This is a genomic window from Panacibacter ginsenosidivorans, assembly GCF_007971225.1.
Lineage (GTDB): Bacteria > Bacteroidota > Bacteroidia > Chitinophagales > Chitinophagaceae > Panacibacter > Panacibacter ginsenosidivorans.
Window position 1 is genome coordinate 3,162,059 of sequence record NZ_CP042435.1, and the last position, 14,982, is coordinate 3,177,040.

Genomic DNA, 14,982 nt, shown 5'->3' on the forward strand with positions numbered 1-14,982 from the left:
TATTTGATACACAAACCCGCGCTTTAAACAAGATCCCTCACAGTTCCCAATCGTACAAGTGAGTGACACAACAACCGATGCCATGAAAAACTACTGCTGGTAAACAAAAAATAAATTGTATTAGAAAGGCGGCTGCTCATCTACACCATCATCAAAACCACCACTGTTCATTTTACTTCCTTTCTGAATAAAGAAGCGGCCTGCATCTTCATCTCCGCCAGTGTTTCCGGGCACAGGCGATGGGCCAAGCGGTTTCCAATTGCCGGCGGAAGGAGGCGTAAAACCGGGACCACTGTTATCATCCCACTCTTCGAACTTTTGTATGTTCAGTAAGGCGCGGAGTTTTACAATATCCAACGAACCATTACGGTGCTTGGCAATTTTTATATGCGTTTCGCCACGGGTGCTTTCACCATTTTCGTTGGCGAAGTTCTCGTAGTATTCGGGGCGGTAAATAAACATAACCATGTCGGCATCCTGCTCAATGGCGCCGGATTCACGAAGGTCACTCAACTGCGGCATCTTGCTTTCCTTTCGTGTTTCCACCGCACGGCTTAACTGGCTGAGTGCAATGATTGGCACATTCAATTCTTTTGCAAGTGCTTTCAGGTTTCTTGAGATGGTGCTGATCTCCTGCTCACGGTTGCCATTGCGGTTATCGTTGCTGCCACTCATGAGCTGCAAATAGTCGATGATGATGATACCAACTTTGTGTTTGTTTACGAGCCTTCTTGCTTTTGCACGAAACTCAAAAATATTCAACGCTGCAGTATCATCAATATAGATCGGCGCTTTTTCCAAACGTGCAATACCGCGTTTATGCAATTGCTGGTATTCGTGTTCTTCAAGTTTACCACGTGCAATTTTTTCCATCAGTATCTCACTCTCGGCAGAAAGAATACGCTGCACCAATTGCGCAGCACTCATTTCAAGCGAGAAGAAACCAACAGCAACAGGTCTTGTAGGATGCATGGCCGCATTGCGTGCAAGGTTCAATGCAAAGGCTGTCTTACCCACCGCAGGTCTTGCAGCAAGGATGATAAGATCGGTCGGTTGCCAGCCATAAGTAATTCTGTCAAGCGAAGCAAAACCACTGGTAACGCCGGAAATTTCATCGGTACGTTTGCGCAATTCATCTATGCGATTAATCGTTTGCGCAAGTGCACTGCTCATTTCCTTGTAATCGGTCTTTAAAAAGTTGTTGGTGATCTGGAAGATCTTGTCTTCTGCATCATCCATGAGGTCGAAAACATCGGTGCTGTCTTCATATGCATCGCCGATAATTTCACCGCTTATGCGGATCAGTTCTCTTTGTACAAATTTTTGCAGAACTATTCTTGAGTGCGCTTCTATGTTTGCAGTTGACACAACTGCATTGGTAAGTTTGGTTACGTAGTATGGTCCGCCAACCATATCTAATTCTTCGGTAGTTTTTAGTTGCTCGACTACAGTAAGGATATCGATCGGTAAACTTTTCTGCGCCAGGTTTTGAAATGCGCGGAAGATGCGTTGATTGGCATCTACATAAAAACATTCGGGTTTAAGAATTTCTATCACCGTATCAAATGCACTTTTATCAAGCATGATGGCGCCAAGTACAGCCTCTTCCAGATCTTTGGCCTGGGGCGGCACTTTTCCATACACCATTGTACTAAGATCAATAGCGGGCTTTCTTCCTTTCTTTCTGTCTTTGTTAAAATTTGTAAGTTCCATCAGGCAATAAAAAATCGATACGGGTTAGTAAACTTTTTTCGTTCACCAATGCTCACAGAGATTAAAATTTTTTTGAAGAACCGGCTGCATTACTTGCTCCAAAAAATCATCCCGTTGAGTAAGGGGGAACGAATATAACTGCACTAAAACCTCAATAAATAATTTCCAGTACATATTTTTTATTCATATCCATGTGCACACGAAGTTCACACTTTAATATGGTTTATACACAGGAATGTGCGGTTTTTACAGAATATCAAAAACTTTTACGCTGTTTTTACAGCATTAATGCACATAAGCTTGTGCAGAAAGAATTGGAAAAAAAATTTGATGGTAACAGGTTTTTTGGCTAATTGATAGGGAGGGGAACGGGGTATTTTTTGCTCACTTTTTTGTTTTTTATGAGCCCGGCAATAGTGCTGCTATAATGCTTTGTTGCGTCGCACACTTGTACAACTTGTTTAATATTCTGCAGAATTATAGTGGTTTTACTTAAACTATTTTTTCAATTTCGAAAATTCATTTTATAGGAAAAATATTGTTGCTGTTATGCCTGTGTTGGTTTCACAAAGTAATGTCAAAGGCGAAAAGATAAATGCATAAAGCTAAAGTTCAGATGCTTCAGATTATTGAAGAAGGCGGCACAACTAACTTAAGGTCCTATATTATAATAAGCACATATTTCATCATAATGATAGACACTAAGACTTGCTGACCATTGTTCAACAGGTATAATAAAGACCCTGAATTGTAAAAGATCAGCTATTTCTGCGGGATCAGGGTATACATCATTTGCAATATTGGTAATCTGTAATTGCTCCTGGCCGCTGGCATTTACAAGGCTAATTTTATAGTCACCCAGGGTATATGACATTGAATGTGCAATGTCTGTTGTATCCAGACGTTTCACGTACCCAAACAGCTTAATTGAGTTCGAATATCTTGTATTAATATCAGGAGTACAAAATATCATCTTTTTACCTGATTCATTGTGGCTCTCATACCACTGCGAACTATCTTCAGCAAACCACTCTGTTGCTATTGCACTATCAAGTGCCGTGAAATAGGGGCCGCCGGACCCACCTCCACCAGATGAACTGAAGTCAAAAGTTCCATCACTTGTGCAGCTTGTAAATAATAAGATTACGGTAATAAAAAGTACGGGTGCTATTGTAGTGATCTTTTTCATTGCTTACAGTTTTATACTGCCAAGCTATTCATTACAACAGGTGAACACTAACTGAATCCCGCATTACCGCTTTGCTCTTTTGTATTTTTCGCAAATAGCAGAAAAGTATTCTCGGACATCAGGAATATTTACTAGGAATTATGCCTGGGTTAGCTGCATAAGCAATTTATACAAAAACTTTCTACCTGCAGAAATTTAATGAGTTATGGTAACTGCGTCTTTTTCATATGGTCCTTTAAAAACAGCAGTATCAATAGCAAAATGACGCGTATAAATATTTGATTGCACAAAAATATTTTTGAGCCAGGTGGCTGTTTGCTGAAAGCCTTTTGCATCACCTGCATCAAAATCATTTAATTCAAGTCCGTTTGCTTCTCTCATCATTTGCTGCGGATCATCGAGATAGTAATACAACACAGCCAGGTTATAATAGCTGGCGTATCTTATTTTACGATCGTGCTTACCGGAAGAAGTGTATAAATGTTTTACTTTTTCAAAATACTCCATCACAGGTTTTAATTGCTCTTTTGCTCCTTCAATGGATGTGTTAGCGTTCATTCCAAATAACACATCTGTTAATGTAAGAAAAGCCTGACGGTGCGCAGTATATTCGGGATCTTTTTTGCTATCTATGATCCACATAAAATCATGCGCTGTTACTACCGGGAACCCAAAATTTGTTGTTATTCTTTCACTGAGATTATGCATGGCATTGGTTACACATCTTTCATAAAGGTTCTTTGTAACGCTTAGTGCATTTACAGCAAAATAACCCTGCGCCAATGCTTTTACCTGGAACTCAGGGCTTCTATATACCTGTTTATAACTACGGTTTGCCAGTACTTCATCCATAATATGTATTCCTTTATAGTCGTTGATGGCAGCTGTGGCAGCAAAAGTGTAGATCACTTCTTCGCTATAAAATATTCTTGTGCCTGTTACCTGTCCATTCTTGTCTTTTATGTTTTCTACTCTTTCTTTTACAGAAACGGACTCGGGCAAGAGATCCTCCAGTTGTACATGTACAGTTATGTGCCCGCCTGATTCCATTTTGCGCCAGCCTTCGAGTAATACATTATTTTCCGGGTGTATTTCATTAAGCAACGGCTGCATTAGTTTAGTGCTTTCAATCTCTACATTATAAGTGCGGTAAGAGCTGTCTAATTTTATAGCCGGCAATGAACGGTATTGTACAGTAAAATTATAGCGGTCAAGATCTACATTCCTTTGCGCCTGCAATACAACAGGAAATAGGAGGATGATTAAGTAAAAGTTTTTCACACATTAAGGATTTTGTTAATCTTCTAACGAATAAAAGACAATAAATATTTCTTACTGGCTATCTTACTATAGCTGTAGTGTTATTTGTTGGACATGTAAAACAACAGTACAAGTGTGCGACGCAACAAGAGTCCAACAGCATTACTGCAGCTAAGTACATAAAAATTTCCCCAAACAATTACTACATTTCAACTGCTCAACCATTCAACTTAACTTCGCCGCATGATCGATTATTTGAAAGGATTGAATGAACCGCAGCGGGAAGCCGTACTGCATACTGAGGGCCCGCTGATGATCGTGGCGGGTGCAGGCAGCGGCAAAACAAAAGTGCTTACTACACGCATTGCACACCTTATGGCAAATGGTGTTGATTCGTTTCGCATATTAGCATTGACCTTTACCAATAAGGCTGCCAAAGAAATGAAAGAGCGTATTGAACATATTCTTGGCAACAGTGATGCACGTAATTTATACATTGGTACATTTCACAGCGTGTTTGCACGCATACTACGTGCTGAAGCGCACAGGCTTGGTTACCCAAACAGTTTTACCATTTATGATACGGATGACGCAAAGAGTGTTGTGAAAACGGTGATCAATGAGTTGAACCTTGATGATAAACATTATAAACCCAACACTGTTTACAACAGGATATCTGCAGCAAAGAATGCTTTGGTTGGTCCGGTAGAATATAAAAACGATTATTATATTCAGCAGGAAGACATGCGCAGCAACAGACCATTGATAGCAAATATTTATGATGCTTATGCAAAGCGTTGTTTTAAAAATGGTGCAATGGATTTTGATGACCTGTTGTTTCTAATGTATCGTTTGTTGAAAGAATTTCCGGAAGCTTTAATAAAATATCAAAGCAAGTTTCGGTATATATTGATTGATGAGTACCAGGATACCAATCCGGCACAATACGAGATCATAAAACTACTTGCTGCACAACATGAAAATATTTGTGTTGTTGGGGATGATGCGCAAAGTATTTATAGTTTCCGAGGCGCAACTATTCAAAATATTTTACAGTTCCAGAAAGACTATGATGATGTAAGCATTATTAAACTGGAACAGAATTACCGGAGCACACAAAACATTTTAAAAGTAGCGAATGATATTATCGCCAACAATAAAGGACAGATACCAAAAAACCTTTGGACGGAAAATGCAACCGGTGAAAAAATAAAACTGGTGCGCACAATGACAGATAATGATGAAGGAAAATTTGTTGCTGATGCCATACAGGAACAAAAGCTGCGCAATCATTATAACAACAAAGATTTTTGCGTGCTTTACAGAACCAATGCGCAAAGCCGGGCATTTGAAGAAAGCCTGCGCAGGATGGGCATTCCTTACATTATTTATGGCGGCATTAGTTTCTATCAACGCAAAGAGATCAAAGATTATATAGCTTACCTGCGTGTAATTGTAAACCCAAAAGATGAAGAAGCATTAAAGCGCATTATTAATTATCCGGTTCGTGGCATTGGCAAAACAACTATTGATAAAGCCATTTTGTATGCCAATGAAAATAACATTACGATGTGGGATGTGCTGGAACGTGCAAAAGAATTTGGTTACAAAGCAGGTACACTTGAAGCAATAGAAAATTTTGTGTTGATGATCCGCAGTGCACAAAGCATGATGGTAAAACACAATGCTTATGAAATTGCATTTCACATTGGTAAACAAACAAATTTTGTAAAAGAATTATTTAATGATAAAAGTACAGAAGGTGTTGCCCGTTATGAGAACATACAGGAGTTACTCAACTCCATAAAAGAATGGATCGAAACGCCATTGAACGAAGAAGATGGTGAAGTTGGTGATAAAGGTCTCGGTGCTTATTTACAACAAATTACTTTACTTACGGACGCAGACCAGAAAGATCCAAATGCAGATGTGGTAAAACTTATGACCGTGCATGCTGCAAAAGGTCTGGAGTTTCAATGTGTGTTTGTGGCAGGTTTGGAGGAAACGCTTTTTCCAAGTGGGCTTAGCATTAATAGTCGCGAAGAACTGGAAGAAGAAAGAAGATTGTTTTATGTAGCCATTACCAGAGCCAAGAACAGGCTTTGGTTAAGCTATGCCAATGCACGTTATCGCTTTGGCAGTCTTGTTCAGAATGAAGGCAGCCGCTTTTTGGAAGAACTCCCTGAAGAATTTTTAGACAGAACTTTTGCCGGTGGTGGAGCCCGCAACCAGGGCAGCAGCTTTAACAATACTTCCGCATTTGACAGAATGCATGGTGGGTTTGGCGCTGCTGCACAAGCAGAAAAAACCTATGGGCCACCACCTGCAAGAAAGAAAGAAACACCTTCTTATCTGCCACCTAAACCACAGGCACCAAAAGTGGTAGAGCATAAGCCTGCTGCAGATTTTGTGGCAAGCGATACTTCTAATTTACAGGCTGGTCAAAAAGTGGAGCACCAGAAATTTGGTTTTGGTATGGTAAGTAAAATGGAAGGCAGTGCACATAATCCAATCGCTACAGTGCAGTTCGAGTTGAATGGAGAAAAAAAGATCATGCTGAACTATGCAAAGCTTAGAATTGTTGAATAGTTGAATTATGTACTAAGCCATATTGCTGCTATTAAGCTTAGTTGCGTCGCACACTTTTACATTAAGTACGCTACTCAGCATTTAATACATAATAAAGCCGGGGCAAATTTGCTCCGGCTTTATTATTAAAGCATATCATTTATTTTTGGAAAACACTTACAGAACCTTCAGGTGTTATCTGCAATAAAATTTTTGTGTTTTCTTTTATCATAGAAGTATAAAAATAATGGTCGCCTTCCTGGCCATTATATTCCACTGTTTCATCAAATTTATAACCGGCATATTTTTTTGCAAGAGTTTGCTGAGCATCTATAGGGAGGCTTAAGGGATTAATGTGACGCGACTTTGCGATCATATCGCCATCATAGTTATAAAATACCTCCAGTTGCTGATCATTCCAGTTAAAACTTGCTTTAATATAATTGTCTGTAACCTTCCATTCTATATCCTTTGCAGTGTTGAATTCTTTCTTTAGACTGCTGATGGCTTTTGCTTTGTTTTCTTCACCGCCTGCAAAAGCGCTGGTGGCAATGAGAGTGGCTGCAACGGCAACGATCATTATTTTTTTGCTGAAGGACTTCTGTGCCTTTTTGATAAGCAAATTGATTTGAGGTTTCATGGTTCTTAATTTTTTTCTTGAATAATTTTTTATCAGGTGTTTTTTGTTTTTAAAGACAGACCAAAAGTATTAACCTTGCCTATGTTAATGTAAGGATTGTGATAAATAAGAAGGTTTTCGTACTTTAATGATATAAGCGGCAAAAAGAGATGATGAAAAGAACGCGTCTTTTGAGGAAAAGTATTGCTTGCATTGAATTTCAGGGCAATCCTTAACGAAATTATAAAGTTTGTAAATGTGCCGTTAAAATACATGCGTTTATATGAAAAGCATTATTTTCAAATTCCGCCGCTGCACTTTACGATTTGCTTTCATTATATTGGAACAATGAATTACCTGGCACATGCATATCTTTCTTTTGACAGCAGCGAAATACTGGTGGGCAATATGATCAGTGATTTTGTAAAAGGGAAAAAGAAGTTTGATTATCCGTTACCCATACAGCATGGAATTATGCTGCACAGAATGATCGATACTTTTACAGATGCTCATCCGGCTACCAAAACTGCCATTACTTTTTTTAAACCCGTGGTTGGTGCTTATGCAGGCGCTTTTGTTGATGTGGTGTATGACCATTTTCTTGCCAATGATGAAAATGAATTTCACAGCAATGGCCTGGCTGATTTTGCAGATCGCACATACAGCAGGCTAAATAGCTTTAATAATGTATTACCCGAAAGATTTCAAAAGATGTTGCCGTATATGATGGATCAAAACTGGTTGCTTAATTACCGCACAACAAAAGGTATAGAAAACAGCTTTGGCGGATTATTCAGAAGGGCAAAATATATTGAATATACTGAAGCGGCATTTAACTGCTTTAAAGAAAATTATATTTCTCTTAATAACTGTTATAACAAGTTTTTTCCTGATGTTAAGGCAATGGTACAGTCTCAACGCAATATTATTACGGCCTTATAAAAGTCTTTGGCTTTTTTGCTGAGTAGTGCATCAATTGTACAAGAGTGCGACGCAACAGAAGTTGAAAAAGGTTATGAAGTCCGGCCCATAAAAAATAGTTAATAGATCATTCTGATAATAGTATTGGTTGTGGTAAGATATTTGTAAATATTTGCAACTTTAAAAAAGCATATACGTTATAAGCGCATAAAAAACTCAACATGAAAAATATTGTAGCAGTAGTTTTTTTGTTTATTTCTTTTTCTTCTTTTGCCCAGGTGCAACCTACCGATCTTGATAAAAGCCCAATGGATATGAATTATTCGCCGCAGGGTTATCCTATTTTAAAAATGAATGGTAAAACAACTGTACAGCCTAATTGCAGGATCGTTTACAGCAGGCCACAAAAAGCAGGGAGGGATATTTTTGGCGGCATCATCAGTTATGGCCAGGTGTGGAGATTGGGTGCAAATGAAGCAACAGAAATTGAATTTTTTAAAAATGTTAAAATAGACGGCAAAACTATTCCAAAGGGGAAGTATACAATGTATGCCATTTGCAACCAAACAAAATGGACCATTATTTTCAACAGCGAAAAAGATGTATGGGGCTTGTATTATAACCCTAAGAAAGACGTATTGCGCACGGATGTCGATGTTATGATGGGCACAAAAGTTATTGAAGCCTTTACCATGTATTTTGAAGATGTAAAAGACGGAACCAATCTTGTTATAATGTGGGATACCATTAAAGTAACGGTGCCCATCAGGTTTTAGCAGACAAAATGATTAAAAGTTTTTTATCAACCTATACACAACCACTTATCTAACTTTACTGTTATAAGCGATGTAATGCAGGAAATAATAAAAGTTACTTCTCTCACCAAACAGTTCAGGAATTTAACCGCCGTAGATGATCTTTCTTTTACTGTACAGGAAGGTGATGTATATGGCTTCCTGGGTCAAAATGGTGCAGGTAAATCTACTACGATCCGCATGTTGCTTACATTGATAGCGCCAACAAAAGGGAGTATGGAGTTGTTTGGCTACAACCTGCAGCAGCACCGTATAGAAATTCTAAGACAGGTTGGTGCAGTTATAGAAAAGCCGGACATGTACGGTTATCTTTCTGCATATGAAAACCTGAAATTATTTGCAAAGCTTAGTGGTATAAAATATTCGCAGCAGACGTTGATGCAGCAACTTGAGATGGTTGGCCTTGCGGAAAGGGCACATGATAAAGTAAAAACTTTTTCCCAGGGCATGAAGCAGAGATTAGGTATTGCCGTTGCGCTGGTGCATGATCCTAAACTGATTATTCTTGATGAACCCACCAATGGGCTGGATCCTCAGGGCATTGCAGACATTCGCAATCTTATATTACACCTGAGCCGCGAACTAAAAAAAACTGTGCTGGTATCATCTCATTTATTAAGTGAGATTGAACAGGTGGCTACGAGGTTGCTGATCATTGATAAGGGGAAAAAACTGGTGGAAGGCACTTCAGCCGAACTGTTTGATCCTTCGCAAACAATTGTAGAACTTGATACGCTCAACAATACGGCATGTTTACAGTTATTACAGCAAAGTGAATGGAATAAAGCATTACAACAGCAGCGTAACCATAGTATTTTATTAAAAACAAGCCGTGATCAATTACCGCATTTACATAAATGGCTGGTACAACAAAATATTGATGTAATCTCTTTACAACCCAGACATACATTGGAAGATTTCTTTTTACAGGTAACCTCAGGAAAACAATATGTGGAAGCTTTTACAGATTGAGCTATATAAAATATTTCGCAGGCCGAGAACCTATATTTCTTTCGCAGCTATTACTGCGCTGATATGTGTAATTCAGCTTGGTCTAAAGATGGATGGTGATGCGTATGTAGATTTTTTGATGAGCAGCCTGAAAGACACGTTTGAATTTGATGGCAAGATTCTCAATGGCTATCTTGTTTGTTATGTGATACTGCAATTACTTTTAATCCATGTGCCTTTACTGATCTCACTGATAGCTGCAGATATGATATCCGGCGAAGCCAACATGGGTACACTTCGCCTGCTGCTTACAAAACCGGTAAGCAAAACATCATTCATGCTGGCAAAGTTTTTTGCTTCTTCTATTTACACATTCATATTGCTGGTGTGGATAGCATTCCTTGCACTTGGCGGCAGTATCTGGTTGTTTGGCACAGATGATCTCATTATTCAGAAAACTTCTTATGTAGTGCAGATCTCGCAGGACGATGTATTCTGGCGCTATGCCGGTGCATTTTGTTTTGCTTTTTTATCCATGCTTACTGTTACTGCGCTGGCATTTTTTTTATCAAACTTTGCAGAGAACTCTATTGGACCAATTGTCACAACCATGAGTATCATTATTGTGTTTACAATACTTAGCACCATGACCATTCCGATATTCCAGAAAATACAACCTTATCTTTTTACTACGCATATGGTGAACTGGAAAGAGTTTTTTGATGAACGGGTAAATGATCAGAATATAGTAATACGAGGCAGCGTTCAGGACCCGCAGAAAATAATTGATTCAGCTTTGATGCTGGCGGGTCATATTATCTTGCTGGTGACTGCCTCTATTATTGTATTTAAAAAGAAGGACGTTTTGAGCTAACAACTTTAAAAATATTTGCATAATGAAACGCCTGTTGATTTTCTTTTTGATGATTGCCTTTTGTGTTAGGGCAACAGCACAGGATATGAGTGCTTTGATCAATAAAGTAAAAGCAAAGCTTGACCAAGTAAATGACTACACTGCAGAAGGCGTTTTGAAAACTGATGTTACATTCATCAAGGCCCCGGCAGGAAAAGTAAAAGTGTATTTTAAAAAGCCTGATAAATTCAAACTAAAAAAAGATGGTGGTATTTCTATTCTACCAAAAGGTGGTGTAAGTATGAACACGGGCAGCATGATCATGACAGATAATTTTGTAGCATTAGCTGCCGGGGAATCTGTTGTAGAGGGTGTTAAAACCAAGGTCGTAAAAATGCTGCCCACCGATGAAAATAGTGATATTGTTCTTTCAACGCTGTATATTGACGAAACAAATCTTTTGGTGAGAAAAACAATTACAACAACAAAAGATAACGGTACTTACGAGATCGGTTTAACTTATGGCAAATACAGTAACTATGGTTTGCCTGATAAGATCGTTTTCAGTTTTAATACTAAAGATTATAAACTGCCCAAAGGTGTAACACTTGAATTTGATGAGGGAGAAAAAAATCCCAACACAGATAAACTGAAGAACAAAAAAGGGAAAGTAGAAATTACTTATAGTTCTTATGCTATCAACAAAGGTATTGATGACGGTGTGTTTAAATAATTTTATGAGCCGGGCACCGGCTTTTCAAAGCAGCAACCGTTGCGTCGCACTCTTGTACTGTAACAATACCTGCAGCAAAATGATCTGAACGTACAAGTGTGCGACGCAACAAAAGTTTAATAGCAGTAACACAGATAGGCTAATAAAAAAATAACACGTTATTTATCAATCTTTCTTAAGCCCCAATCTTTGCAGCAGTACATCTTTCCTTGCTTTTGAAACCATCAGCTTTTCATTGGTGTTCATTACTACATAACCGCCGTCTGTTCTAAGGTAATGAGTTACTGCATTCAGGTTTACAATAGTGGAGTGATGTATGCGGATAAATATTTCAGGCGGCAACATTTCTTCAATATCACCCAATGTTCGCGATATCAATAAAGAACGTTTTTCTGTAAGATAAACTTTTGTGTAAGCACCTTCGGCAGTGCAATACAAAATAGAATTTACCTGTGTAAATTCATAGCCTTCCCTGTTGGGTAATGCAATTTTTTGTTGTTGCGATGGCTGCCTTATATTGTGCAACAGGTTTTGAATATTTACATTACCCGCTGATGATAAAATTTTTTCTTCCGCCTTTTGCACTGCGGCCTTCAGGTCGCCGGCATCTACGGGTTTCAATAAATAGTCAACAGCACTTATGCGGAAAGCCTTTGCCGCGAACTTATCATAGGCTGTGGTAAAGATGATACAAAAGTCAATATGATCAAGCATTTCCAGCATTTCAAAACCGTTCATCCAGGGCATCTCTACGTCAAGAAAAATAAGCTGTGGTTTATTTCTCTTTATGGCAAGAATACCTTCTTTGGCAGAGCTGCATTTGTCAACAATCTGCACATTGCCGCAATGCTTTGAAATATCTGCAGCCAGCGCATCTATGCAATGCTGTTCGTCGTCTATGATTATTGCATTGATCATTTTTTATTTTTTACGGCATAGGAAGTGATGACCAAAAAGAAGCCATCCGAGTATTTAGTTATGCTATACGATTTAAAGTTAAACACTGTTTACTAAAATGCATATTGTATTATGACAAATGCCACTTGCGGGTTAATAATTCATATAATTAGCTTGGTAACCGATTCGCTTCCCGTCAGTCATCAATTAAAAAAAGCAAACCGCCAAGTCAAAGCAAGTACCTGTGAAAAGACGGTTTGTTTATACATATTTATGTATTCACTTTAATAAGCCGTTACAGCCTTTTGAAACTACCGGTAAGTAAAGCTCAATGGCAATTCTATAGTACAAGTGTGCGACGCAACGGAAGCCTGAAAGTGATACTGTCGTCTGGTTCATAAGTTATTTGGCGTAGATAATATTTTGAATGGCTTGATCAAAAGACTTAGGGTCTTTGTACCTTTTATTTAAATCATTAATCATGCAAAAAATTAAATTTCATGTTGGTTCTACCTCTCCTTTTTTTAGTGCACTTAATAAGGAAGTGGAAGATTTGATAGAAACCAATGATTATTTAAATAAAGCCAGGCGGTTACTTTGGGTTAAAATGATGTTTTATTTTTCGCTGCACCTAAGCGCATATGTAATGCTGTATGCATTTCCACATGTAAGCCTGCTAAGCTTTATTTCGAATTATATTTTTATCGGTCTTTCGGGAATGCTGCTGGCATACAATGTTTCTCATGATGCCTGCCATGAAACATTTTCAAAGAACAGGAGCATCAATTATTGGCTTTATCATCTTTCATTCAACGCACAAGGTACCAATGCCTATTTGTGGAAGGTTCGTCACACTGCATCTCATCACCTTTTTCCAAATGTTGATGGTTGCGATGCAGACATAGACAATAACCCGATGATACGCCTTTCTCCGCAACACCCGGTGAGATGGCACCAACAGTTTCAGCACATTTACTCCTTTTTTATTTATGCCATTTATACATTGCACTGGTTTCTGTTTAAAGACTTTTTATACCTTACAAAAAAGAGACTGGCAAATCTTGAAAATAAAAAACATCCTGCCCATGAATGGATCCTGTTCTTTGTTTGGAAACTATTGTATGTATTCCTGTTGCTGGCGCTGCCTGTTTTAGTTGGTTACCCTTTTGAAAAAATTCTGATCGCTTTTTTGATTATGCATGTGACTGACTCCTTATTCTTCATTCATTCTCTGATAGCAACGCATTTATGTATGGAAACACAATTTCCCAAGCCGGATAAGCATGGCTACCTGCCACATGATTATCATGCTCACCAACTGGCAACTTCACTTGATTTTTACCCTACCAATAAATTTTTCAATTTTATTTTTGGGGGTTTTAATTCGCATGCTGCACATCACTTGTATCCAAAGTTACCGCATACTATTTACCCTTATATTACTCCCGTTATCGAACAAAAGGCAATTGAATTTAATGTGCAGTATAATAAGCTTACATTGATCAATGCAATTAAGTCCCATTACAGGTATTTAAAAGTAATGGGTAGAAAGAGAAGTGAAACCAGTGATAGCGTGTCTAAAACGGCAATTGATAAAGAACTTGTGTTTTAATTAAGCGGTTTAAAATTTGAAAACAACACACACAGGAATTATGAGAAGAACTGATACCCTTACCAGTTTATTTTTTGCAACCTTCTTTTGTTGTTATTTAACTGCCTTTAGCCAGGCAAACGATGATTCCCTGATAATTGCAAATAGCGAAAGGCTTTCCGTAAAACTGAATAAAGGCTTGTTTGGGTTATCGAAGCCAGCCTTTGGTAATTATGCCACACTTAATGTTTCTAAACTTGACTCGGCTGTCATAAAAAAGAAAACAAAAGATAGTTCTTATATAGGCGCAGAAATTTCAAGTGAGGGAACAGATTTCGATCAGAGCAAATTCATGACCATTGAAAAAACAAAGTTCTATAAACTATCACTTGGTACAGCTTCGGGCGCTGCAGAAGCCGTCTTTGCTATTGCTTCTGTTTCGCATGAAAAAAGACAAACCTTTCTCGGAAAAATGATGAGTAAAAATGATGAAGATAAAGATGAGATACTTGATGAAAACAGGGATGTACCTGGAATTATAAGAGAAGGCATTGATTCAATAGTATGGAAATTTTTTATTGATGATTTTGTTAGCGGGTCAGGACAAAGCCAGGGGCCATTTTCAAATCCAGCTTCTATTGCCGGAGGTTTCCTTAAGAATGAACATGATTCTCTTTATATGCAAACATATTCTTCATTTGAAGCTGATCTCGTACTCATCAATCAACAAGGCGAACATCTTGCTGCACTTGCATTTAAACAGAAACATCCGACTATATGGATTCGTAAAAATATCGATCTGTCGTACCAGCAGGCCATTGCTACTTTGTTTGCAGTTATACTTAGCATAAAAGACTACTAGCATAATATAA

At 38.2% G+C, this 14,982-nt stretch carries 13 protein-coding genes; 8 read left to right on the top strand and 5 right to left on the bottom strand.

All coding sequences use genetic code 11. From position 1 onward, the window contains the following. Positions 1-120: 120 nt before the first annotated feature. The 3 genes from dnaB to FRZ67_RS13335 all read right to left on the bottom strand — a co-directional run bounded on the left by dnaB (position 121) and on the right by FRZ67_RS13335 (position 4,183). Positions 121-1,713 carry a replicative DNA helicase gene (gene dnaB / locus FRZ67_RS13325; RefSeq protein WP_147190037.1) on the bottom strand — a complete coding sequence of 531 codons (1,593 nt, stop codon included), beginning with the start codon at positions 1,711-1,713 and terminating at the stop codon, positions 121-123. A gap of 652 nt (positions 1,714-2,365) precedes the next feature. Further along, positions 2,366-2,902, bottom strand: a complete 537-nt coding sequence (locus FRZ67_RS13330) for a hypothetical protein (protein WP_147190038.1) — start codon at positions 2,900-2,902, stop codon at positions 2,366-2,368. 195 nt (positions 2,903-3,097) lie between these two features. Further along, positions 3,098-4,183 carry a hypothetical protein gene (locus FRZ67_RS13335; RefSeq protein WP_147190039.1) on the bottom strand — a complete coding sequence of 362 codons (1,086 nt, stop codon included), beginning with the start codon at positions 4,181-4,183 and terminating at the stop codon, positions 3,098-3,100. A 222-nt stretch (positions 4,184-4,405) separates the two neighbouring features. Between FRZ67_RS13335 and FRZ67_RS13340 the strand changes: the two genes are divergently transcribed. Further along, positions 4,406-6,751, top strand: coding sequence for an ATP-dependent helicase (locus tag FRZ67_RS13340; RefSeq protein WP_192903872.1), 2,346 nt, complete (start codon positions 4,406-4,408; stop codon positions 6,749-6,751). Positions 6,752-6,890: 139 nt separating this feature from the next. On the opposite strand, the gene FRZ67_RS13345 is transcribed toward FRZ67_RS13340, so the two are convergent. Further along, complete coding sequence (locus tag FRZ67_RS13345) at positions 6,891-7,370, bottom strand: hypothetical protein (RefSeq protein ID WP_147190040.1); 480 nt, start codon at positions 7,368-7,370, stop codon at positions 6,891-6,893. Positions 7,371-7,697: 327 nt separating this feature from the next. On the opposite strand from FRZ67_RS13345, the gene FRZ67_RS13350 reads away from it, so the two are divergent. From FRZ67_RS13350 to FRZ67_RS13370, 5 genes are all read left to right on the top strand, one after another. After that, a complete protein-coding gene (locus FRZ67_RS13350; protein ID WP_158638367.1) occupies positions 7,698-8,291 on the top strand; it encodes an acyl carrier protein phosphodiesterase in 594 nt (197 codons plus the stop codon). Positions 8,292-8,491: 200 nt separating this feature from the next. Beyond that, entirely contained in the window at positions 8,492-9,046 is a 555-nt protein-coding gene (locus FRZ67_RS13355) for a DUF2911 domain-containing protein (RefSeq protein ID WP_147190042.1), read from the top strand. A 75-nt stretch (positions 9,047-9,121) separates the two neighbouring features. Continuing rightward, positions 9,122-10,057 carry an ABC transporter ATP-binding protein gene (locus tag FRZ67_RS13360; RefSeq protein ID WP_147190043.1) on the top strand — a complete coding sequence of 312 codons (936 nt, stop codon included), beginning with the start codon at positions 9,122-9,124 and terminating at the stop codon, positions 10,055-10,057. Beyond that, positions 10,035-10,910: an ABC transporter permease gene (locus FRZ67_RS13365; RefSeq protein WP_147190044.1), complete on the top strand. Its 876-nt coding sequence runs from the start codon at positions 10,035-10,037 to the stop codon at positions 10,908-10,910. The genes FRZ67_RS13360 and FRZ67_RS13365 overlap by 23 nt, the downstream gene beginning before the upstream one ends. Before the next feature lie 22 nt (positions 10,911-10,932). Next, a complete protein-coding gene (locus FRZ67_RS13370; RefSeq protein ID WP_147190045.1) occupies positions 10,933-11,622 on the top strand; it encodes a hypothetical protein in 690 nt (229 codons plus the stop codon). A 165-nt stretch (positions 11,623-11,787) separates the two neighbouring features. Here the strand turns inward: FRZ67_RS13370 and FRZ67_RS13375 are convergent, their stop codons facing one another. Continuing rightward, complete coding sequence (locus tag FRZ67_RS13375; protein WP_147190047.1) at positions 11,788-12,540, bottom strand: LytR/AlgR family response regulator transcription factor; 753 nt, start codon at positions 12,538-12,540, stop codon at positions 11,788-11,790. 460 nt (positions 12,541-13,000) lie between these two features. Between FRZ67_RS13375 and FRZ67_RS13380 the strand changes: the two genes are divergently transcribed. Then, a complete protein-coding gene (locus tag FRZ67_RS13380; protein ID WP_147190049.1) occupies positions 13,001-14,131 on the top strand; it encodes a fatty acid desaturase family protein in 1,131 nt (376 codons plus the stop codon). A 40-nt stretch (positions 14,132-14,171) separates the two neighbouring features. Beyond that, positions 14,172-14,972 carry a hypothetical protein gene (locus FRZ67_RS13385; RefSeq protein WP_147190051.1) on the top strand — a complete coding sequence of 267 codons (801 nt, stop codon included), beginning with the start codon at positions 14,172-14,174 and terminating at the stop codon, positions 14,970-14,972. Positions 14,973-14,982 lie beyond the last annotated feature (10 nt).

Bases quoted from the DNA above. Each gene is read 5' to 3' on its own strand.
- dnaB (WP_147190037.1), bottom strand. From the start codon at position 1,713: ATGGAACTTACAAATTTTAACAAAGACAGAAAGAAAGGAAGAAAGCCC.
- FRZ67_RS13330 (WP_147190038.1), bottom strand. From the start codon at position 2,902: ATGAAAAAGATCACTACAATAGCACCCGTACTTTTTATTACCGTAATC.
- FRZ67_RS13340 (WP_192903872.1), top strand. From the start codon at position 4,406: ATGATCGATTATTTGAAAGGATTGAATGAACCGCAGCGGGAAGCCGTA.
- FRZ67_RS13345 (WP_147190040.1), bottom strand. From the start codon at position 7,370: ATGAAACCTCAAATCAATTTGCTTATCAAAAAGGCACAGAAGTCCTTC.
- FRZ67_RS13350 (WP_158638367.1), top strand. From the start codon at position 7,698: ATGAATTACCTGGCACATGCATATCTTTCTTTTGACAGCAGCGAAATA.
- FRZ67_RS13355 (WP_147190042.1), top strand. From the start codon at position 8,492: ATGAAAAATATTGTAGCAGTAGTTTTTTTGTTTATTTCTTTTTCTTCT.
- FRZ67_RS13360 (WP_147190043.1), top strand. From the start codon at position 9,122: ATGCAGGAAATAATAAAAGTTACTTCTCTCACCAAACAGTTCAGGAAT.
- FRZ67_RS13365 (WP_147190044.1), top strand. From the start codon at position 10,035: ATGTGGAAGCTTTTACAGATTGAGCTATATAAAATATTTCGCAGGCCG.
- FRZ67_RS13370 (WP_147190045.1), top strand. From the start codon at position 10,933: ATGAAACGCCTGTTGATTTTCTTTTTGATGATTGCCTTTTGTGTTAGG.
- FRZ67_RS13375 (WP_147190047.1), bottom strand. From the start codon at position 12,540: ATGATCAATGCAATAATCATAGACGACGAACAGCATTGCATAGATGCG.
- FRZ67_RS13380 (WP_147190049.1), top strand. From the start codon at position 13,001: ATGCAAAAAATTAAATTTCATGTTGGTTCTACCTCTCCTTTTTTTAGT.
- FRZ67_RS13385 (WP_147190051.1), top strand. From the start codon at position 14,172: ATGAGAAGAACTGATACCCTTACCAGTTTATTTTTTGCAACCTTCTTT.